This is a genomic window from Pseudomonas fluorescens (assembly GCF_902497995.1).
Taxonomy (GTDB): domain Bacteria; phylum Pseudomonadota; class Gammaproteobacteria; order Pseudomonadales; family Pseudomonadaceae; genus Aquipseudomonas; species Aquipseudomonas fluorescens_BK.
In genome coordinates, this window is sequence record NZ_CABVII010000038.1 from 1 (window position 1) to 20,712 (window position 20,712).

Genomic DNA, 20,712 nt, shown 5'->3' on the forward strand with positions numbered 1-20,712 from the left:
AATGTTGAATGGTACGACGCCTTCGCGGGCAAGCCTCGCTCCTACAGGGGGGAGCGGTCAGCCGTTAATCGAGCAACGAAATCGCCGTTGGCGCATCGTTGCCGACCAGCGCCAGGTCTTCGAATTCATTGATGGCGTTGATCTCGGTGCCCATGGAAATGTTGGTCACGCGCTCCAGAATAATCTCGACGATCACCGGCACCTTGAACTCTTCGATCAGTTCCTGGGCCCGGCGCAGGGCAGGCTGGATCTGAGCCGGTTCGAACACACGCAGCGCCTTGCAACCGAGACCTTCGGCCACCGCGACGTGATCGACACCGTAACCATTGAGTTCCGGCGCGTTCAGGTTATCGAAGGACAACTGCACGCAGTAATCCATGTCGAAACCACGCTGGGACTGACGGATCAGCCCCAGGTACGAATTGTTGACCACCACGTGGATGTACGGCAGCTTGAACTGCGCGCCCACCGCCAATTCTTCGATCATGAACTGGAAATCATAGTCACCCGACAGTGCCACGACCTTGCGGGTCGGGTCGGCCTTGACCACGCCCAGCGCCGCCGGAATGGTCCAGCCCAGGGGACCTGCCTGGCCGCAGTTGATCCAGTGACGCGGTTTGTAGACGTGCAGGAACTGCGCGCCGGCAATCTGCGACAGACCGATGGTGCTGACGTAGCAGGTGTCTTTGCCGAATACCTGGTTCATCTCTTCGTATACACGTTGCGGTTTGACCGGCACGTTGTCGAAGTGAGTCTTGCGCTGCAGGCTGGCTTTGCGCTGCTGGCAATCCTGCAGCCAGGCGCTGCGGTTTTTCAGCTTGCCGGCAGCCTGCCATTCGCGAGCGACTTCGATGAACACGGTCAATGCGGCGGCGGCATCGGACACGATGCCCAGGTCCGGGTTGAACACGCGGCCGATTTGCGTCGGCTCGATGTCGACGTGGATGAACTTGCGGCCTTCGGTGTACACGTCGATCGAGCCGGTGTGACGGTTGGCCCAACGGTTACCGACGCCCAACACCAGATCGGATTTGAGCATCGTCGCGTTGCCGTAGCGGTGCGAAGTCTGCAGGCCGACCATGCCAACCATCAGCGGGTGATCATCGGGGATGGTGCCCCATCCCATCAAGGTAGGAATGACTGGAATCCCGGTCAGCTCGGCGAACTCCACCAGCAAGTCGCTGGCGTCGGCATTGATGATGCCGCCACCGGCAACCAGCAATGGGCGTTCAGCCTGATCGAGCATGGCCAGGGCCTTCTCGATTTGCACGCGGTTGGCGGTGGGCTTGGCCAGCGGCAGCGGTTGGTAAGCGTCGATGTCGAATTCGATTTCGGCCATCTGCACGTCGAACGGCAGGTCGATCAGCACTGGGCCTGGACGGCCGGAGCGCATTTCGTAGAAGGCTTTCTGGAACGCGTACGGCACCTGGCCCGGCTCCATGACGGTGGTTGCCCACTTGGTCACTGGCTTGACGATGGCGGTGATGTCGACCGCCTGGAAGTCTTCCTTGTGCATACGGGCGCGGGGTGCCTGGCCGGTGATGCAGAGGATCGGGATCGAGTCGGCCGAGGCACTGTAGAGCCCGGTGACCATGTCGGTCCCCGCAGGGCCGGAAGTGCCGATGCACACGCCGATGTTGCCGGCCTTGGTGCGGGTGTAGCCCTCGGCCATGTGCGAGGCGCCTTCAACGTGGCGAGCGAGGACGTGATCGATGCCACCGACCTTCTGCAAGGCGGAGTACAGCGGGTTGATCGCGGCGCCCGGGATGCCAAAAGCGGTATCAACCCCTTCACGGCGCATCACCAGAACGGCGGCTTCGATTGCTCTCATTTTGCTCATGGTTTTGTGCCTCTTACGTTTTGTAATTGTATACAAGTGGCTTTGTGCAGAGTGTATTCACGGCGGACGGCGCAGGTCAATCCATTTTCTCAAGCAGCTGTTTCATTCGTCGGAAGCCCTGTCTGCTGTGGCTTTTCGTCGCATGTGGCGATTTACGAGAATTATTGTATACAAAAAAATAACTCTTTGTGTTCTATTTGTCCCATCGAACTGTTGAACAAACAGCAGTCCATGACTTTCCGAAAAACAAAATGAGGACGGCACCATGAGCGCTTTAACCTTGAAAGTCGCAGTCAACCTGACCCATCAAGCCATCACCGCAGGGCGTGCAATCTCTGCGGCACCCCTGACCATCGCCGTGCTGGATGCCGGCGGGCACCTGGTCTCCCTGCAGCGCGAAGACGGCGCCAGCCTGCTGCGCCCGCAGATTGCCATCGGCAAAGCCTGGGGCGCCATTGCGCTGGGCAAGGGCTCACGCCTGCTGGCGCTGGACGCCCAGCAACGTCCGGCGTTTATCGCGGCCTTGAATAGTTTGGGGCAGGGCAGTGTGGTGCCGGCACCGGGCGGGGTGTTGATTCGGGATCAGGACGGGAATGTGTTGGGAGCGGTGGGGATCAGCGGGGATTTGTCGGATGTGGATGAACAGTGTGCGATCAGTGCGATCGAGGCGTTGGGGTTGCGGGCGGATGCGGGGGTTACTGCTTGATCTGCGCTGACTGAACTACCGCTTTCGCGAGCAAGCCCGCTCCCACATTTTGACCGCGTCTATCTTGAACACGCGATCGAATGTGGGAGCGGGCTTGCTCGCGAAGGCAATCTCCCAGACACATCCAGCTAAAAGTCTGCCCTTCAGTTTTCAGTCCGCTGATCTCCCACATTTTGACCGCGTCTATCTTGAACACGCGATCGAATGTGGGAGCGGGCTTGCTCGCGAAGGCAATCTCCCAGACACATCCAGCTAAAAGTCTGCCCTTCAGTTTTCAGTTCGCTGATCTAGCCTTTTCCTGAATTCATCCATGGGAGAGGCAAAGGAATGCCTGAGCTGTCAGCTTCACACCGCCTGCGCATCGGCCGCTATGCCGAACAGAACCGAATTTATCTTCTAACCGCCAATACCCTGAAACGTGAGCCTGTTTTCAAGGATTTCACCTTGGGCAGACTGGTCATACACCAATTCAAACAAGCACAGGAGCAGAGATTTGCCGACACCTTGGCCTTTGTCGTCATGCCCGATCATTTTCACTGGTTGATTCAACTACAAAGAGGATCGCTAGGCCAGTTGATGTGCCAGGCCAAATCCTTGAGTACTCGATCAATCAATACGGCGACTGGCAGGGCAGGTAGCCTTTGGCAGCAAAGTTTTCATGATCATGCTTTGCGGCGAGAGGAGGATTTGGTGAAGCTGGCTCGGTATGTTGTCGCCAACCCATTGCGGGCGGGGCTGGTTGAGAAGCTAGGTGACTATCCGTTGTGGGATGCGATTTGGGTTTGAATTGAAACCGGATCGCCCCCTTCGCGAGCAAGCCCGCTCCCACACTGGTCCGTGGTGAACGCAAAATATAGGTGCACCATCAATTCACTGTGGGAGCGGCGGTGCGGCGGTCCGACTTGCTCGCGAAGGGAGCGCCGCGGTCTAACGGTCCGGCTCACACCCCTTCAGCACCAACCGGATAATCGTCTGCGCCGCCGCTTCATAATCCACTTCATCCAGCTTGGCCTTGCCGGTGATGGCGGTGATCTGCCAATCAAAATCAGCATAAGTCTGGGTCGCGGCCCAGATGCTGAACATCAGGTGGTTGGGGTCGATGGGGGCGATCTGGCCGCGGTCGATCCAGGTCTGGATGCAGTCGATGTTGTGCCTGGCCTGGCCGTTGAGCTGTTCGACCAGGTCGGGACTCAGGTGCGGGGCGCCGTGCATGATTTCGCTGGCAAACACCTTGGAGGCGAAGGCCAGGTCGCGGGAGATGCGGATTTTCGAGCGGATGTAGCCGCTCAGCACTTCGCTGGGCACGCCGTCGGGGTTGAACGGTGTCGAGGCCTGGAGAATGGGCTCGATGATACTTTCCAGAACCTCGCGGTAGAGGTTTTCCTTGGATTTGAAGTAGTAGTAGACGTTGGGCTTGGGCAATCCCGCCTTGGCTGCGATGTCACTGGTTTTAGTCGCAGCGAAGCCCTTGTCGGCAAATTCTTCACTGGCGGCACGCAGGATCAGTTGTTTGTTGCGCTCGCGGATAGTGCTCATAAACCAGATGGTTCCTTGCCTGTACTGGCGGTTGCGCATGGTAGCACCGGCCTCGCGCGAGGCTCAAGAATGCCCCGCAGCCTGTTGAGCCGCGCTATGCTGCGCAGCATTCATTGAAGAAGGAAGCCTGATTCATGGCTGGAAGCAGTTTGCTGTTGCTGATCGACGACATTGCCGCGGTACTCGACGATGTGGCGTTGATGACCAAAATGGCAGCGAAGAAGACTGCCGGCGTGCTCGGTGACGACCTGGCGCTCAACGCCCAGCAGGTCAGCGGCGTACGGGCCGAGCGGGAAATTCCGGTGGTATGGGCGGTGGCCAAGGGCTCGTTCATCAACAAACTGATCCTGGTGCCATCGGCCCTGGCGATCAGTGCGTTCATTCCGTGGCTGGTCACGCCGTTATTGATGGTCGGCGGTGCCTACCTGTGTTTCGAAGGTTTCGAGAAACTCGCCCACAAATTCCTGCACAGCAAGGCCGAGGATCAAGCTGAGCATGCGGAACTCGTCGAAGCGATAGCCGATCCGGCAATCGATCTGGTGGCGTTCGAGAACGACAAGATCAAGGGCGCGATCCGCACCGACTTCATCCTGTCGGCGGAAATCATCGCCATCACCCTGGGCACCGTGGCGGATGCGTCGCTGACCCAGCAGGTCATCGTGCTGTCGGGCATTGCCATCGTCATGACCATCGGCGTCTATGGCCTGGTGGCCGGCATTGTCAAACTCGACGACCTTGGTTTGTGGCTGACCCGCAAACCCGGGCAGATGGCCAAAAGCATCGGCGGCGGGATTCTGCGTGCGGCACCGTACATGATGAAAAGCCTGTCGGTGATCGGTACGGCGGCGATGTTCCTGGTGGGTGGCGGGATCCTGACCCATGGCGTGCCCGTGGTTCATCACTGGATTGAAAGTGTCAGCGCGGGGGCGGGCGGTGCCGGGTTTATCGTACCGACGTTGCTGAATGCGGTGGCGGGGATTGTGGCGGGTGCGGTGGTGTTGGCGGGGGTGATGCTGGTGAGCAAAATCTGGAAAGCAGTGAAAGGCTGAAGCCTGACACTGTCCAGATGTGGGAGCGGGCTTGCTCGCGAAAGCGGACTGTCAGTCACATCAATGCTGGATGTGCCGCCGTCTTCGCGAGCAAGCCCGCTCCCACATTAGGCTAGCGGCGTCAGTAATCTCGCGCATAAGAAAGGCCATCCGGCGATACCCGAATGGCCTTTTTTGTGGCCGACGGCGTTACTCGGCGATCTGCAACTTGCGCGATTCGGTGTACACGTAACGCACCTTTTCGTACTCGAACGGCGTATTCAGCTGGCCGTAGCGAAAGCCGGTCTGGTAGCGCTTATCGATGCTGCGCAGGAGCCAGATCTCGGGATGGTCGGCGCTGACTTCGGCGACGTTGAGGAAGTTGATCGCCGACTCGGCGGTGAAGTCGACGGCCAGGCCGCCGGTGTCGCGGATGTTCGAAGGGCCGAGGATCGGCAACACGAAGTAGGCGCCGCCCGGTACGCCGTAGAAGCCCAGCGTCTGGCCGAAGTCTTCTTTCTGGCGCGGCAAGCCCATGGCCGTGGCCGGGTCCCATAGGCCCGCGATGCCGACGGTGGTGTTGAGCAACAGGCGCGCGGTGGTTTCCATCGAGCGCTTGCCCTTGAACTGCAGCAGGCTGTTCAACAGGTTCGGCACGTCACCGAGGTTGTTGAAGAAATTGCTGACGCCGGTGCGCAGGAAACTCGGGGTGATGTAGCGATAGCCGTCCACCACGGGCAGGAACACCCATTGGTCGAAGCGGTAGTTGAAGTGGTAGACGCGGCGGTTCCACTCTTCCAGCGGGTCGTAGACGTTCAGTGCGTTGAGCGTCGAGCGCTCGAACTCGCGCTGATCCAGCCCCGGGTTGAATTTGAGTTTGCTCAGCGGCTCCTTGAAGCCGTCACTGTCGATCACGACCGGGGCGTTGGCTTTGCTGTTGTCGGCACTGGCGACGCCTGCACAGAGTAACGCTGCGATGAGCAGGAGGTATTTAGCCACGGAAAAACTCCAGCATGGCGTCGCTGTTGACGCGGTAATTAAGGTTGCCGCAGTGGCCGCCCAGTGGATAAACAGTCAAGCGATCGCCGAAGGTCTTGCGCAGGAAACCAAGGTCGCCGGGGCCGAGGATCACGTCGTCGGCGTTGTGCATGACCGCGATTTTCGGGCTGTCGCGCAGGTAGTCCTTCAGCGCATACAAACTGACCTGGTCGATCAGTTGCAGCAGGCTGCCGCCGTCGGTGCGGGCGCGCCACATCGGGATGACCTGCTCGGTGATGTAGCAATCGAAATCGCATTGCAGCGCGCGCTTGAGAAACGGCGTGAGGGTGGTGCCTTCGGTGATCGGGTATTTGGGCGGCGTGATCAGGCCGCGACGGTTGATCAGGTCCGAGGTGAAAGCGATGTCGGCCGCCGAGAAGCGGAACGAAGTGCCGATCAGCATGGCCATCTGTTCGTTGCTCAGGTGCTGCTTGGACTGCTGGAAGTCGTAGAGCAGGGCATCGTTGAGATCGATGTAGCCCTTTTGCTGGAAGTAGCGGGTCAGTTTGTCCAGCACCAGTTCATAGAAGGTGGTGGAGTTGTTGATGCCCTTGACCTCGGTCTGGACCAGCTTGTCCAGATTGGTGATCGAGGTGTAGAGGTTGACCGGCGGGTTGAGCAGCAAGACTTTCTTGAAATTGAAGCTGCGACGGGTTTCGTCCAGGTGGGCGACGAATGCCGCATCCAGAGCGCCCAGGCTGTAGCCGGTCAGGTAGTAATCGGTGACAGGCACATTGGGGTTTTGCGCCCGCACGGCCTGCATCACCCGATACATGTCTTCGGCGTCTTCCTTGGTGATGCCGGGCGTGGCAAAGCGTGAGGCGGCGCTCATGAAGTCGAAGCTGGTGGGCGACGACAATTGCACCACGTGGTAGCCGGCCTTGTAGTAGAGCTTCTTCAGGTATTCGTTGAGGGTGCTGTCATAGCGCGCGCCGGTACCGGCGATCAGAAAGATCAGCGGCGCGGCTTTATCCTGGGTGGCGATGCGGTAAGTGAGTTTCTTCACCGGCCAGAAGTTGTCCGGCAACTGGAATTCACGCTCCGGGCGCAACGTGACGCTACGGGTTGCCTGATTGATGTCATCGTCAAGCGGCAACTCCGGGCGCAAGTCCGGTGGCGTCGTGGCAATGGTCGCCTCGAACGGGTTGGTCAAGGGGTAGCCATAACTGGCGGCGTCGATATCGACCGCCAGTGCGGACGCACTCAAAATAATGCCGCCAAACAGGGCGGCGAAGCGCAAGGAACGGAGCATGACTAGATCCCTTAGAGGAAGGTGCCGAATGAAGTTCGCAGGCTATGACCACAGGTTCTGCGCCAAAGTGCCCTGGATCGGCACTCATCAGGTCTGATTTCGGAGTAATGGTAGCCTGACGATACACTTTGCAGCTGTTTCGCGGCCGATTATCTGTTTCGTGCGTTTGCTAACCGCTGTCGGGGGATTAAGCTGGCCGCCGTTTTCGCTTATTGGAGTGTTTCATGTCCCGCCGTCTGCCCGTGATTCTGCTGCTTGTTATGCTGCCATTATGGCTGGCCGCCAGTTATGGCGCGCGTTATGGCTTCATGGAGGATGCTCAGTGGGTCGGCATCTGTGTAGACGAAGCGAGCCGCTGGGAATGCCAGGTCCGTTCGAACCTGGGGTTGATGATTCATTTCAGGGTATTAGGCTGGACGGCGTTGGCGGCAGCGGTAATCGGTTTTGTACTGCCGGGGCGGGCGGGGTGGTGGTTGGCCGTGTTGGCGTTGGTGTTCGGATTGCCTGCGCTGGCGTTGTACAACACTACGTTGGCTGTTTTTGCGGTGGTGATTGCGGCCTTGCGTCTGGTCCGGGCATCCCGCAGCGCTTGATAGTCCGCCTTCGCGAGCAGGCTCGCTCCCACATTGAATCCATGTCGTTCACAAGTCCTCTGTGGGAGCGGGCTTGCTCGCGAAGAGGCCGGCAGCCACACCAAGCAAGCTCGCTCCCACCTTGAAATCCATGTCGTTCACCAGTCCTCTGTGGGAGCGGGCTTGCTCGCGAAGAGGCCGGTAGCCACACCGAGCAGGCTCGCCCCCACCTTGAAATCCATGTCGTTCACCAGTCCTCTGTGGGAGCGAGCTTGCTCGCGAAGAGGCCGGCAGCCACACCAAGCAGGCTCGCTCCCACCTTGAAATCCATGTCGTTCACCAGTCCTCTGTGGGAGCGAGCCTGCTCGCGAAGAGGCCGGCAGCCACACCAAACAACAGTGAATCAACCCACACCCCTCACTTCCACCAACTGCCCCAACCGACTCCGCGTCCGCGCCAGATCAATCGCATCGCCCCTCAGACTCTCCCGCAACGACCGCTGTCCCAGCAACACCAGATGCTTGTCCTGATCGTACAAAACATCAACCAGATTGATAAACCGCTGCTGAGCCGCAATCGAGCAATCAGCGAGATCAGGCAATTCATCGATGACCCAGTGATCGAAACGCCGACACAGTTCCAGATAATCCATGACCGCCGTGGGGTGGTCGCACAGATCGCCAAAGGTAAAACCAATGGTTCGCCCTTCACAGTATCGGGCCCGCAGATGCCGTGCGCCGACGGGCAGCGCAATAACGGGAGCGTCAGGTGAGGGCAGGTTCAAGGCCTGACGTTGCGCCAGCGTGGCCGGCCAGACGTATTGACCCTGGGTGAACAGCTGCTGGGCGTGGGTTCTCGCCTGACTGCGGTAGTCGTGGGGGCCGCCGACTTCCATGACCTGCATGCGTGCGTTGAGCAGCTCGATCGCCGGTTTGAAGCGTGCATGGTACAGCGGGTTGGGCAGCAAGCCCTCGGGCGGGTAATTGGAGGTGACCAGCAGCAGGATGCCCCGGCGGAACAGTGCCTTGAACAGCCGCGTTATGAGCATCGCATCGCCGATGTCGTGGACGTGAAACTCGTCGAAACACAGCACCCGGCAGTCGCCCAGCAGCTCATCGAGGGTGGCCGCCAGTGCATCGGGCTGATCGCGATGACTGAACATGCCTTGATGAAGCAGCGCAAAGAACTGATGGAAGTGCAGACGCTGTTTTCCCGCGATCGGCAGCGCCTGGAAAAAACCGTCGAGCAGCCAACTCTTGCCGCGCCCCACGGCGCCATGCAGGTACAGCCCGGGCAGGGCTTTCGCCGATGAACCGAGCAGCGTCGTGGCGTGCTGCGCCATGCAGTCGATCACGCGCTGCTGGCTGTGGCTGAGGGTGTAGCCCTGAGAGTGCGCCTTGTGGCGAAAGTGGTCATGGATGACGCGACCGGTCGCGGTGACGGGCGCTGGCGCTGCCTTGCCGAACAAGCGGCGCAGTATTGGCCAGTGAGGTATGAGTCGCGAACGGTTGGGCGGTCGAACGGCCACTGTGATGTCACCCCGTAATGGTCAGGCCGGCTTCCCCGAGCGGCGGCGTAGTGTAACCAAAGGGTGAACGCCCCGGCCACTCTGTAGGAGCCAGGCTTGCCGGCGAAGGCGTCCTCATGGGCGGTGCATGGCTCGAGGCTACCTTCGCCGTAGGAGCCAGGCTTGCCGGCGAAGGCGTCCTCATGGGCGGTGCATGGCTCGAGGCTGCCTTCGCCGTAGGAGCCAGGCTTGCCGGCGAAGGCGTCCTCATGGGCGGTGCATGGCTCGAGGCTGCCTTCGCCGGCAAGCCTGGCTCCTACAGGCGAAGGCGTTTTCATGGACGGTGCATGACTTGAGGCCGCCTTCGCTGGTAAGCCCGCTCCTACAGGGCGGTGGGGTCAGAATTGCACGGTTTGCTTGAGCATCTGCGCTGCCGGTGTGTCGCTTGGGCTGACCATCGCATAGTTATACCCACCCCCCGACCAATACTCGGCCTGCAACTCGCCATCGCTGCGACTGCCCCGGGGCAGCAGGAAGTTTTTCGGCCCTGGCGGGCGTACGTAAAAGCTGACCTTGTGCCCGCTCCGATCCTCATACACCACCATCGCCGCCGGCCCTTGCTCGGTGCTGAGCAAGCGCCCGCTGGCCGGTTTGAAGCCCGCCGCCGAGAGGTCAGGCAAGCGATTGGCCTGAGTGAAATAACGGTCGAGCCAGCCCTGCATATCGCCCTCGTCGCCGGCTTTATAGTCAGCCGGCAGAAGGCCCTGCTGGGCAATCAGGCGATAGGCTTGCAGGGCATCGGTCATCGGCAGCGGGGCCCCGACCAGCGTCATCTCCCGCGCCTGCCAACCGCTGACCCCGCCGACGCTGACCGCGATCAACAACACCGCGGCGCTGGCCAGGTGACGACGGGATTGCCGGGTGCGGCGCTGGCGAATCAGCACCGGGTCGAGGTCCGGGTTGGCCGGTTGCTGCAAGGCGCCGCCCAGGGCGGCGCGCAATTGTTGGGCATCCTGTTGCCAGGCACGGACCTGGGCCGCGACTTCAGCGTTGCCGGCCAGAAAAGTCTCCAGCAGACGTCGGTCGTCATCGCTCAATTGGTGGTCGACATAGGCGTGCAGGTCCCGCTCGCTTGGGGGCATGCTGATCATTTGAGTCTCCGCAGGGAAGGGCGGGCGATTTCGCCATCGCTGAGTTGGCGCAAGGCCTGGCGCGCTCGGGACAGGCGCGACATCACGGTACCGACGGGGACATCGAGGATCTCGGCGACCTCCTTGTAGCTCAAGCCCTCGACCGAGACCCAGAGCAGCAGGGCGCGCTGTTCAGTGTTGAGCTGATCAAAGGCCTGCAGGGTCGATTGCGCGATCACGGTGCGCTCGACCGAGGGCTGCGCATCATCGCGTCCGGTAAAGAATTCGAGCATCCGCGCATACCGCCGGGAGCGCCGGTGTGCATCGAGAAACTGCCGATACAGAATCGAAAACAACCAGGCACGCAGGTCGCCCTCGGGACGCTTGTCGCCCCAACTCGACAGCGCGCGCTCAAGGCAGCACTGCACCAGATCGTCGGCACTGCTGGGATTACGCGTCAACGACAGGGCAAACCGGCGCAATCTGGGAATGATTTCTCGCAGCTGTTCGTCGATATCGTTCATGAAGTTTGGACTAGTCACTACGCTGTGGACTAGGAAGACGCCCGGCACCCGAGGTTATTCCACGCCTGAAAAAATAAACACCGGGCAATGGAATAAACCTGCACCGGGTACGTCTGCCTGACTCTTCTCACTTGTGGCCGATGGCCCTGGAGTCTTTTCATGGTAGATCGCTCATCACCGCCAACCCGGCCCCCCCTGAGCGCCGCGAACCTGACCTTGCGCCTGGCCGGCATTGCCCTGGTGGTCGCCGCCGTGGCCGGGGCATTTGCCTACGTCAATGGCACCCTCGACCCACAGCGCCTGACCCCGAAAAAGCTGATCAATGTGTTGGAAACCAACAACGGCGTGCACCCGGGCTTCCGGCGTAACCACTCCAAAGGCGTGTGCGTAATCGGGTACTTCGAGAGCAGCGGCGAGGCGCGTGCCTACTCCAGCGCCCAAGTGTTCAATGAGCCGCGAACCCCGGTGGTCGGACGTTTCGCCTTGCCGGCCGGTAACCCTTATGCGCTGGACAACAGCGTGCCGATCCGCAGCCTGGCACTGCGTTTCACCCAGGCCAACGGACAGCAGTGGCGCACCGGAATGAACAGCATGCCGGTATTTGCGGTGGGCACGCCCGAGGCGTTCTATCAATTGCTACAGGCGCAGTCGCCGGACCCGGCCACCGGCAAACCCAATCCTGCCGCCGTGTCGGCGTTCTTTGGCTCGCATCCTGAAGCGGCCCCTTTTCTGGCCTGGGTCAAAACCGCCAAGCCCTCCGCCAGCTACGTGACCGAAACCTACAACAGCGTCAACGCGTTTTACCTGGTGAACGCGGCCGGACAGCGGCAAGCGGTGCGTTGGAGCATGGTGCCGGTGGCTCGGGATGCTGCAGGCGCCACTGCACCAGAGGGCGGCGAATTCCTCGAGAAAGACCTGGTCCAGCGCATCGCCGCAGGGCCGCTGCGGTGGCAGTTGGACATCACCCTGGCCAACCCCGGCGACCCGGTCAACGATGCCAGCAGGGCCTGGCCTGACGGCCGCAAAGTCGTCAACGCCGGCACCCTGGTGCTCGAAAGCACCCAACCGCAACTCAATGGCGAATGCCGTGACATCAACTATGACCCGCTGATATTGCCCGCCGGCATCGAAGGTTCCGACGATCCATTGCTCGCTGCACGTTCAGCCGGTTACGCCAAATCCTACTTGCGTCGCACCAGCGAAGTCAGTCAGTTGCCCGCCGCTAAACAGGAGTCTGGTCAATGAGCGCTCATCCAAACCATTTCGCGCCGCTGGCGCGACTGCTGCACTGGCTGATGGCGCTGATGGTCATTGCCATGCTGTTTATCGGCGCGGGCATGGCCGCCTCGGTGTCCGAACGGCATGAGTGGCTGATCAACCTGCACAAACCCCTGGGCGTGGCCATTCTGTTGCTGGTGATCGTGCGTATCGTCGTGCGCTTTTCCACCCGACAACCACCGCTGCCGGCGGACCTGCCGGGCTGGCAAGTGCTGGCGGCCAAGGCCTCGCACTTTTTGCTGTACGTCTTGATGCTGATCTTGCCGCTGCTGGGCTGGGCGATGATCTCGGCGGCGGGGGACCCGGTGATGCTCGGCAGCTCGCTGCAATTGCCGTCGATCGTGCCGGCCAATGCGCAGGTGTTTGCATTCCTGCGCAAGGCGCATGGCTACCTGGCGTATCTGCTGTTCCTGACGGTGTTGTTGCACCTGGCCGCAGCGCTGTTCCACGCCTGGGTGCGTCGCGATGATGTGCTGGACAGCATGCTGCGCGGCAAGGACCGCGGATAACCCCTCACCGCGGCTCATGATCACCGGCATTTCGCTGAATGGTGCAACCGACGGGTTTGGCGTTTTGCACCATTCAGCGGTATGCAGGTGATCCCTGTAGGAGCCAGGCTTGCCGGCGAAGACGGCCTTGAGCCATGTATCGCCCATGCAGACGCCTTCGCTGTAGGAGCCAGGCTTGCCGGCGAAGACGGCCTTGAGCCATGCATCGCCCATGCAGACGCCTTCGCTGTAGGAGCCAGGCTTGCCGGCGAAGACGGCCTTGAGCCATGCATCGCCCATGCAGACGTCTTCGCTGTAGGAGCCAGGCTTGCCGGCGAAGACGGCCTTGAGCCATGTATCGCCCATGCAGACGCCTTCGCCGGCAAGCCTGGCTCCTACAGGGTTTGGCGAAACCCGCGCTCAGCGCAGGTTATCGACGATGTCGGCAACGGTCGTCAGCACATCCTTGCCCAACTGCTTCGACCGCTTCCCCGACCACCCCGTCAACGCATTCGGCGCATCATTGTTGTCCTTGAACGGCATTTCCAGCGTCAGCGACAGGCAGTCGAATTTCTCGCCAACGGCGTTGCACGCCAACGTCATGTTCGCCTTGCCCGGCAGGTCACGGGTGTAGCCATGCCTGGTCTGAAAATCCTTGGTCAGATGCTTCAAATGACTGCGGAAATGCTCTTCGAGTTTTTCGATCCGCGGCGTGTAACCCGGGTTTCCTTCGCACCCGGCGGTGAACACGTAGGGGATCTCTTCATCGCCATGGATGTCGAGAAACAGGTCGACCCCGTACTGCTCCATTTGCTGTTGCACGAACAACACTTCCGGGCTCAGTTCCTGGCTCGCACTCTGCCAGGCGCGGTTGAGGTCCTGGCCCATGGCGTTGGTGCGCAAGTGACCGTGGAAGGCGCCGTCCGGGTTCATGTTGGGCACCAGGTACAGGTCGGCGCTGGCGAGCAATTTCTGCAGTACAGGGTCGTCGTGCTTTTCGAGGCGTTCGATCACCCCTTCCATGAACCACTCGGCCATGTGTTCGCCTGGGTGTTGCTGGGCAATGATCCACACCTTGCGCCGGCCTTCGGCGCCCGTGCCTTTACGCAGCAGCTGGATGTCCCGACCCTCGACGCTCTTGCCGGTGGCCAGCAGCTCGGTGCCGGCCTTGGTCAGCGCCTGCTCGATCAGCCAGTCATGGCGACCGCGGCTGTAGGGTTCGAAGTAGGCAAACCAGGCGTGGGTGGCGGTGGTTTCGAGGCTGAAACGCAGGCAGTCGCCCTCGAAGATGGTCGGCACGCGGAACCAGTTGACGTGGTCATAGGACGCCACCGCCTGATAACCGTCCCAGGCCTTGTTGTAGGAGGATTTGCTGGCGTTGTTCAGGCGGAACCAGTGCTCCTGGCCGACATGCAGACCGCTGGCCTTGAAGTGAAACCACTGGAAATGCTGGCTGCGAGTGTCCGGCCGGATGGCCAGCAGCGCGTGGAGCGGATTGCTGATATCGAGTACTTCAATATTGCCGCTGTCGAAGTTGGCGCTGATATCGAGAGAGGATCTGGCCACGGTCATAATCGATTCCTGAATATGATTTTTTATGGCTGGTACTTTACACGCCGCGAAGGCAAAACCCGGGGGAAATTGCGGGCTGAAAAGGGGGGCGTCTTCCTTGACGCCGACGCAGCTTAGAGACTGTGCGATTGATTCTCAAGTGCTATTTTTGATTAGTTTGGGCCAATGAGAGCGGGCTTCTCTTGCCAACGGATATTCTTTTGATATCATCCGCGCCATTCGGATTTATAGCACCAAAAAGACTTCATTAGCCTGAAGGTAAGCCAGAATAACTGGCAAAAAAAAACCCGGCAAAAAGCCGGGTCAAAAACCGTGATTAGCCTGATGAGGAGAATGTCCAGGAGACCGACCTAAGGTCCCTTGGACAATCGACTGATCTCGCGACCAGCTGTATGCAATAATAATCATTCTCGTTTGCAAGTCAAATGTTTTTACCTGCGCGATTGGAAAATTCTTTCCCGTCCTCCTCGAAAGCATCCTCGTTTCAGCCGTTCTGAGCACATTCCAGGGACCGGTCCACCAGCGCCCTGGCCATGTCGATCATGTGCACCGTGGAAAACGCCAGGTGCCGGTTGGCGCCCTGCAGGTTGTTGCCTGACTCGTAGGCGGTGGCAGCGGCACACCGCAGCAGGTCCGACGCATGGATCAGGGCCTCTTCGCTGCTGATATTGCGGTTCACGTCAAAGAAGCGTTGTTCGACCACTTCCTCTGAAACAGCTGGTTTCAAGTAATAGTCCAGCGCTCGCTGCGCGGCCGCAAAGCCTTCGGGCGAGGTGAGGGTGGTGTCGATCGGCATGTCTGGCAGGTCATTGCTGGGGATGGTCATGGTGATGGCAAGCTCCGTGATGGGATTCATATCCGTGAAACAATCCTAGTACAAAGTGTATTTGTGACGAGAATTTAAATACTACAAGTTGTGTTTTGATGGTCGGAGGCACCCACGTATCGTGCCGCACATGGATAAATGGATTGAATTGGTCAAGGCCAAGATGAGTGAACTCAAAGTCACTCAAGAGATACTCGCCGAGCGCGTGGGGATGTCCCAGGGCGGCATTGGCCATTGGCTGAACAAACGTCGTCAGCCCGGCATCGATGACATGAACCGGGTGCTGCAGGCGCTGGGCCTGGACTTTCTCGAGGTGGCGCTGGTGATCCGGGAGCCGGACGCCTCGAAGGCCGACGGCCAGGAACTGGCGAAAAAGTACAACCCGTACTTCCGTTACCCGGTCAGTGGCTGGCGAGCCACCGCAGAGGTGCGCGACGGCGAGCCGGCGGTGTACGGTCAGGGGCGTTTCGAACTGTCCGATTACCCGGCCCGGGGCGCGGCGTTCTGGCTGGAGGTGACAGGCGATGCGATGACGGCCCCCACGGGCATCAGCATTGCCGAGGGCATGTTGATCCTGGTGGACCCGGCCGTGGAAGCGCTGCCCGGCAAACTGGTGATCGCCCGGTGGCCGGACAGCGCCGAGGCCACGTTTCGCAAGCTGATCGAAGAGGGCGGGCAGCGTTACCTGGTACCGCTCAATCCGACGTACCCGAAAGCCCTTTACACCCAGGAATGCCGAATCATCGGCGTCGTGGTGCAGGCGACGATCAGGTTCTAGCCGGATCGGTCCGCGCCAGGCCCAGGCCCAGGCCCAGGCGCAGCACCGATCTTCAGTTCACGCTTCTTCCAGTTCCACCAGCGCACTGCCTTCGCTGACCATCTCGCCTTCCTGGCAATACAGCGCCTTGATCACCCCGGCATGGGGCGCGCGGATGCTGTGCTCCATTTTCATCGCTTCCAGCACCACCAGTTGCGCCCCGGCTTCGACCGATTGCCCGGCCTCCACCAGCACCCGCACGATGCTGCCATTCATCGGCGCGGCAAGCCCGCCCTGATGGCTGTGACTGGCTTCGACGGCACTGATCGGGTCGTAGGCGTCGATGCGACGCAATTCACCGGCCCATTGCAGGTACAGGCTGTCACCCCGGCGAATCGCCCGATGCTGGCGGCGCACGCCGTGATGCTCGGTCAGCAGCTGTTCGCCCTTGAGCTGTGCGGTGTGGGGATCGGCGCGGCCCAGGGTCAGTGCGCGGTCCTGGCCTTCACAGCTCAGGTGCAGGGTGATCTCCCGGGGCAAGCCGAAACGCAACCCGCTGTTGATCGCCCAGGGCGACCCCGGGTCATCGGCGCGCGGGGCAGCCGGCTGGCTTTGGGCGACGGCCTGGGCGGCGGCGTGCCAGAATTCGTCGCCGAGATCCGCAGGGGCCGGCAGCAGTTGCTCCTGATAACGCGGAATGAACCCGGTATCCAGCTCCGCCGCGGCAAACGCCGGATGGCCGACGATCCGGCGCAGGAAGTTGATGTTGGTCTTGAGCCCGCCGATCGCAAACTCATCGAGCATGCGGAGCAACCGCAGGCGCGCCTGTTCACGGTCCTCGCCCCAGGCAATCAGCTTGCCGAGCATCGGATCGTAGAAGGGCGAAATCTCGTCGCCTTCTTCCACGCCACTGTCCACCCGACGGCCCGGACCGGGCGCGGATTCGCGATACAACTCCAGGCGTCCGGTGGCCGGCAGGAAGTCGTTGGACGGGTCTTCGGCGTACAGGCGCACTTCAATTGCATGACCGAGCAGCGGCACTTGATCCTGGGTCATCGGCAACGCTTCACCGCGCGCCACGCGAATCTGCCAGGCCACCAGGTCGAGGCCGGTGATGGCTTCGGTGACCGGGTGTTCGACTTGCAGGCGGGTGTTCATCTCCATGAAGAAGAACTCGCCGCGGGCATCCAGCAGAAATTCCACGGTACCGGCACCGACGTACCCGATGGCCTGGGCCGAACGCACCGCGGCTTCGCCCATGGCACGCCGCAGTTCCGGGCTCAGGCCCGGGGCGGGTGCTTCCTCGACGACTTTCTGATGCCGACGCTGAATCGAGCAGTCCCGTTCATTGAGGTACAGGCAGTGGCCGTGCTGGTCGGCGAACACCTGGATTTCCACATGGCGCGGTTTGAGCAGGTATTTCTCCACCAGCATCCGCGAATCGCCGAACGAGGACTGCGCTTCACGCTGGGCCGAGGCCAGGGCTTCGGCGAGCTGGCTGACCTCCTCGACCACTTTCATGCCTTTGCCGCCGCCGCCCGCCGTGGCCTTGAGCAGCACCGGGTAGCCGATGCGTTCGCAGGCGTCGCGGAAGGTCTCGAGGTCCTGGGCTTCGCCGTGATAGCCCGGCACCAGCGGCACGCCAGCGGTTTCCATCAAGGCTTTGGCCGCGGATTTACTGCCCATGGCGTCGATGGCCGAGGCGGGTGGGCCAAGGAAGATCAGGCCGGCGGCTTCGATAGCGCGGGCGAACCCGGCGTTCTCGGACAGGAAGCCATACCCCGGATGGATCGCCTGGGCGCCACTGGCCTTGGCCGCGGCAATCAGTTTGTCGATCTGCAGGTAGCTGTCGGCGGCTTTGCTGCCGCCGAGGTCGACGCGAATATCCGCTTCGCGGCTATGGCGCGCGTCGCGGTCAGTGGCGCTGTGCACGGCCACGGTGGTCAGGCCCAGGGCCTTGGCGGTCCGCATGACCCGGCAGGCGATTTCGCCGCGGTTGGCCACCAGCAGGGTGGTGAGAACAGGTGCGCTCATCAACGCGACTCCTTGGGGGTGGTTGCGGCTTTCCAGATCGGCGCACGCTTTTGCAGAAAGGCCCGCAAGCCCTCCTGGCCTTCAGGGCTGACGCGGATGCGCGCGATGGCGTTTTCGGTGTAGCGGCGCAGCGCCGGGGTCAGCGCGCCGTTGCCGACTTCACGCAGCAAGTCCTTGCTGGCGCGCATGGCCGCCGGGCTGTTGAGCAGCAGGTTGTCGATCCACTGCTCGACTTTTTGTTCCAGCTCAGTGGAGGGATAGCTCTCCGACAACAAGCCGATTTCCCGCGCCCGTTGCCCACCAAAACGCTCGGCGGTCAGCGCGTAGCGGCGTGCCGCCCGTTCGCCGATGGCTTGCACCACGAACGGGCTGATCACGGCCGGGGCCAGGCCGATGCGCACTTCCGACAGGCAGAACTGCGCGTCATCGGCGCCGATCGCCATGTCGCAGCAACTGATCAGGCCCAACGCGCCACCAAAGGCAGCGCCTTGCACCACCGCCAGCGTCGGGACTTTCAGCTTGGCCAGGTTGTACATCAACTCCGACAGTTCCCGGGCGTCGTCGAGGTTGGTGTGGTAATCGAGTTCGGCCGATTGCTGCATCCAGGCCAGGTCGGCGCCGGCACTGAAATGCTTGCCGCGGCCGCGCACCAGCAGGAACCGCAGGCTGGCATCGCTCGACACTTTGTCCAGGGCGAGGATCAGTTCGCGGATCATCTCGGCGTTGAACGCGTTGTTCTTTTCTTCACGGCTAAGCCACAGGGTCGCAAAACCCCGGGGGTCGGTCAGCAGTTCCAGCGTATTAAAGTCGCTCATGTTCGTCCGTCTCCACGGTCCTTGTGGGAGCGGGCTTGCTCGCGAATGCGGTGTGTCAGTCGCCATTGATGTTGCCTGACACTACGCATTCGCGAGCAAGCCCGCTCCCACAAAAAATCACATCCGGAACACGCCGAAGCGGCTCGGTTCGATTGGCGCGTTCAGCGACGCCGACAAGGCCAGGGCCAGCACATCGCGGGTCTGCGCCGGGTCGATGACGCCGTCGTCCCACAGCCGTGCGCTGGAATAGTAGGGATGCCCCTGTTCTTCATACTGGTCGAGAATCGGCTGCTTGATCTCGGCTTCCTGCTCGGCGCTGAAGCCGTGGCCACTGCGCTCGGCCTGCTCGCGCTTGACCTGCACCAGCACACCGGCCGCCTGTTCGGCGCCCATCACGCCGATCCGCGCATTCGGCCACATCCACAGGAAGCGCGGGTCGTACGCCCGCCCGCACATGCCATAGTTACCGGCACCGAAACTGCCGCCGATGATCACCGTAAACTTCGGCACCTTGGCGCACGCCACGGCCGTCACCAGTTTCGCGCCGTGCTTGGCAATGCCGCCGGCTTCGTATTTCTGCCCGACCATAAACCCGGTGATGTTCTGCAGGAACAGCAACGGAATGCCACGCTGACAGGCCAGCTCGATAAAGTGCGCGCCTTTCTGCGCGGCTTCGGCGAACAGGATGCCGTTGTTGGCGAGGATCGCGATCGGGTAACCGTGCAGGTGGGCAAAACCACAGACCAGGGTCGTACCGAACAGCGCCTTGAATTCATCGAACACCGAACCGTCCACCAGCCGCGCGATCACTTCCCGCACATCGAACGGCTGCTTGGCGTCCGCCGATACCACGCCATACAACTCGTCGCTGGCGTAGAGCGGGGCGATCGGCGTGCGCTGCTGCACTTCGCCGAGCTTGCGCCAGTTGAGGTTGGCGATGCTGCGTCGGGCAATGGCCAGGGCGTGCTCGTCGCTCTCGGCGTAATGGTCGGCCACCCCGGAAATCTTGCAGTGCACGTCGGCCCCGCCCAGGTCTTCGGCGCTGACCACTTCACCGGTCGCGGCTTTTACCAGCGGCGGGCCGGCGAGGAAAATCGTCGCCTGCTGGCGCACCATGATCGCTTCGTCGGCCATGGCCGGTACATAGGCACCGCCGGCGGTGCACGAGCCCATCACCACCGCAATCTGCGGAATGCCCATGGCGCTCATGTTGGCCTGGTTGAAAAAGATCCGGCCGAAGTGCTCACGGTCGGGGAACACTTCATCCTGGCGCGGCAGGTTGGCGCCACCGGAGTCCACCAGATAGATGCATGGCAGGCGGTTCTGCTGGGCGATGGTCTGGGCGCGCAGGTGTTTTTTCACGGTCAGCGGGTAGTACGAGCCACCTTTCACCGTGGCATCGTTGGCGACGATCATGCATTCGACGCCTTCGACCCGGCCGATCCCGGCAATCACGCCCGCGGCCGGCACGTCTTCGCCATACACCTCATAGGCCGCCAGTTGGCTGATCTCGAGAAACGGCGAACCCGGATCGAGCAGGCGATTGATGCGTTCACGGGGCAGCAATTTGCCCCGGGAGGTGTGGCGTTCCTGCGCCTTCGGGCCGCCACCTTGCTGCACCTGGGCGAGCAGGGTGTGCAGGGCGTCGACCTGTTTGAGCATGGCCGCGCTGTTGGCGGCGAACTCCGCCGAACGGGGGTTGAGCTGGGTATGCAAAATCATCGGGCTACTCCGTAGCAGCTTCAAGTTGCAAGCTACAAGTTAGAAGCAAGCGCGCAGTCTTGTTGCCGCTTGAAACTTGCCGCTTGC

Annotated in this window: 20 protein-coding genes; 8 read left to right on the forward strand and 12 right to left on the reverse strand. The window is 61.3% G+C overall.

What is annotated here, in order from left to right:
* Positions 1 to 64: 64 nt before the first annotated feature.
* On the reverse strand, positions 65 to 1,840 hold the full coding sequence (gene gcl, locus F8N80_RS28945) for a glyoxylate carboligase (RefSeq protein ID WP_150749071.1): 1,776 nt from the start codon (positions 1,838 to 1,840) through the stop codon (positions 65 to 67).
* Positions 1,841 to 2,105: 265 nt separating this feature from the next.
* Between gcl and F8N80_RS28950 the strand changes: the two genes are divergently transcribed.
* Together F8N80_RS28950 and F8N80_RS28955 are read left to right on the forward strand one after the other, a co-directional pair.
* Complete coding sequence (locus F8N80_RS28950) at positions 2,106 to 2,546, forward strand: GlcG/HbpS family heme-binding protein (RefSeq protein ID WP_150749070.1); 441 nt, start codon at positions 2,106 to 2,108, stop codon at positions 2,544 to 2,546.
* 327 nt (positions 2,547 to 2,873) lie between these two features.
* Positions 2,874 to 3,332 carry an REP-associated tyrosine transposase gene (locus tag F8N80_RS28955; RefSeq protein ID WP_150749069.1) on the forward strand — a complete coding sequence of 153 codons (459 nt, stop codon included), beginning with the start codon at positions 2,874 to 2,876 and terminating at the stop codon, positions 3,330 to 3,332.
* Positions 3,333 to 3,473: 141 nt separating this feature from the next.
* Here the strand turns inward: F8N80_RS28955 and F8N80_RS28960 are convergent, their stop codons facing one another.
* A complete protein-coding gene (locus tag F8N80_RS28960; RefSeq protein WP_150749068.1) occupies positions 3,474 to 4,082 on the reverse strand; it encodes a TetR/AcrR family transcriptional regulator in 609 nt (202 codons plus the stop codon).
* A 134-nt stretch (positions 4,083 to 4,216) separates the two neighbouring features.
* On the opposite strand from F8N80_RS28960, the gene F8N80_RS28965 reads away from it, so the two are divergent.
* Positions 4,217 to 5,131 carry a DUF808 domain-containing protein gene (locus F8N80_RS28965; protein ID WP_150749067.1) on the forward strand — a complete coding sequence of 305 codons (915 nt, stop codon included), beginning with the start codon at positions 4,217 to 4,219 and terminating at the stop codon, positions 5,129 to 5,131.
* Between the two features lie 189 nt (positions 5,132 to 5,320).
* On the opposite strand, the gene F8N80_RS28970 is transcribed toward F8N80_RS28965, so the two are convergent.
* Together F8N80_RS28970 and F8N80_RS28975 are read right to left on the reverse strand one after the other, a co-directional pair.
* Complete coding sequence (locus F8N80_RS28970) at positions 5,321 to 6,109, reverse strand: MlaA family lipoprotein (RefSeq protein WP_150749066.1); 789 nt, start codon at positions 6,107 to 6,109, stop codon at positions 5,321 to 5,323.
* Positions 6,102 to 7,400 carry a serine/threonine protein kinase gene (locus F8N80_RS28975; protein WP_150749065.1) on the reverse strand — a complete coding sequence of 433 codons (1,299 nt, stop codon included), beginning with the start codon at positions 7,398 to 7,400 and terminating at the stop codon, positions 6,102 to 6,104. Before F8N80_RS28975 ends, F8N80_RS28970 begins: the two co-directional genes overlap by 8 nt.
* A 224-nt stretch (positions 7,401 to 7,624) precedes the next feature.
* Between F8N80_RS28975 and F8N80_RS28980 the strand changes: the two genes are divergently transcribed.
* Positions 7,625 to 7,993 (forward strand): hypothetical protein, encoded by a 369-nt coding sequence (locus F8N80_RS28980; protein WP_150749064.1) that lies wholly within the window; start codon positions 7,625 to 7,627, stop codon positions 7,991 to 7,993.
* Positions 7,994 to 8,375: 382 nt separating this feature from the next.
* Here F8N80_RS28980 and zapE read toward each other — a convergent pair whose 3' ends face one another.
* A complete protein-coding gene (gene zapE, locus F8N80_RS28985) occupies positions 8,376 to 9,500 on the reverse strand; it encodes a cell division protein ZapE (protein ID WP_150749063.1) in 1,125 nt (374 codons plus the stop codon).
* Between the two features lie 116 nt (positions 9,501 to 9,616).
* On the opposite strand from zapE, the gene F8N80_RS31795 reads away from it, so the two are divergent.
* Entirely contained in the window at positions 9,617 to 9,835 is a 219-nt protein-coding gene (locus F8N80_RS31795; RefSeq protein ID WP_224790774.1) for a hypothetical protein, read from the forward strand.
* 42 nt (positions 9,836 to 9,877) lie between these two features.
* Here the strand turns inward: F8N80_RS31795 and F8N80_RS28990 are convergent, their stop codons facing one another.
* Together F8N80_RS28990 and F8N80_RS28995 are read right to left on the reverse strand one after the other, a co-directional pair.
* Entirely contained in the window at positions 9,878 to 10,630 is a 753-nt protein-coding gene (locus F8N80_RS28990; RefSeq protein ID WP_150747384.1) for an anti-sigma factor family protein, read from the reverse strand.
* The gene (locus F8N80_RS28995) at positions 10,627 to 11,133 is read right to left on the reverse strand and encodes a sigma-70 family RNA polymerase sigma factor (protein WP_150747383.1); all 507 of its coding nucleotides are present in this window, start codon (positions 11,131 to 11,133) and stop codon (positions 10,627 to 10,629) included. The genes F8N80_RS28990 and F8N80_RS28995 overlap by 4 nt, the downstream gene beginning before the upstream one ends.
* A 159-nt stretch (positions 11,134 to 11,292) precedes the next feature.
* Between F8N80_RS28995 and F8N80_RS29000 the strand changes: the two genes are divergently transcribed.
* Both F8N80_RS29000 and F8N80_RS29005 read left to right on the forward strand, forming a co-directional pair.
* Positions 11,293 to 12,378, forward strand: coding sequence for a catalase family peroxidase (locus F8N80_RS29000; RefSeq protein WP_150747382.1), 1,086 nt, complete (start codon positions 11,293 to 11,295; stop codon positions 12,376 to 12,378).
* A complete protein-coding gene (locus F8N80_RS29005) occupies positions 12,375 to 12,920 on the forward strand; it encodes a cytochrome b (protein ID WP_150747381.1) in 546 nt (181 codons plus the stop codon). Before F8N80_RS29000 ends, F8N80_RS29005 begins: the two co-directional genes overlap by 4 nt.
* Before the next feature lie 399 nt (positions 12,921 to 13,319).
* On the opposite strand, the gene F8N80_RS29010 is transcribed toward F8N80_RS29005, so the two are convergent.
* Both F8N80_RS29010 and F8N80_RS29015 read right to left on the reverse strand, forming a co-directional pair.
* A complete protein-coding gene (locus F8N80_RS29010; protein WP_150747380.1) occupies positions 13,320 to 14,471 on the reverse strand; it encodes a M14 family metallopeptidase in 1,152 nt (383 codons plus the stop codon).
* A gap of 484 nt (positions 14,472 to 14,955) precedes the next feature.
* The gene (locus tag F8N80_RS29015) at positions 14,956 to 15,297 is read right to left on the reverse strand and encodes a DUF6124 family protein (protein WP_150747413.1); all 342 of its coding nucleotides are present in this window, start codon (positions 15,295 to 15,297) and stop codon (positions 14,956 to 14,958) included.
* A 130-nt stretch (positions 15,298 to 15,427) separates the two neighbouring features.
* Here F8N80_RS29015 and F8N80_RS29020 point away from each other — a divergent pair, with 130 nt between their 5' ends.
* Positions 15,428 to 16,075, forward strand: coding sequence for a LexA family protein (locus F8N80_RS29020; RefSeq protein WP_150747379.1), 648 nt, complete (start codon positions 15,428 to 15,430; stop codon positions 16,073 to 16,075).
* Positions 16,076 to 16,132: 57 nt separating this feature from the next.
* Here F8N80_RS29020 and F8N80_RS29025 read toward each other — a convergent pair whose 3' ends face one another.
* The 3 genes from F8N80_RS29025 to F8N80_RS29035 form a co-directional block, all read right to left on the reverse strand.
* Positions 16,133 to 18,088 (reverse strand): acetyl/propionyl/methylcrotonyl-CoA carboxylase subunit alpha, encoded by a 1,956-nt coding sequence (locus F8N80_RS29025; RefSeq protein WP_150785237.1) that lies wholly within the window; start codon positions 18,086 to 18,088, stop codon positions 16,133 to 16,135.
* Entirely contained in the window at positions 18,088 to 18,903 is an 816-nt protein-coding gene (locus tag F8N80_RS29030; protein WP_150748919.1) for a gamma-carboxygeranoyl-CoA hydratase, read from the reverse strand. The genes F8N80_RS29025 and F8N80_RS29030 overlap by 1 nt, the downstream gene beginning before the upstream one ends.
* Positions 18,904 to 19,020: 117 nt before the next feature.
* A complete protein-coding gene (locus F8N80_RS29035; RefSeq protein WP_150785238.1) occupies positions 19,021 to 20,625 on the reverse strand; it encodes a carboxyl transferase domain-containing protein in 1,605 nt (534 codons plus the stop codon).
* Positions 20,626 to 20,712 lie beyond the last annotated feature (87 nt).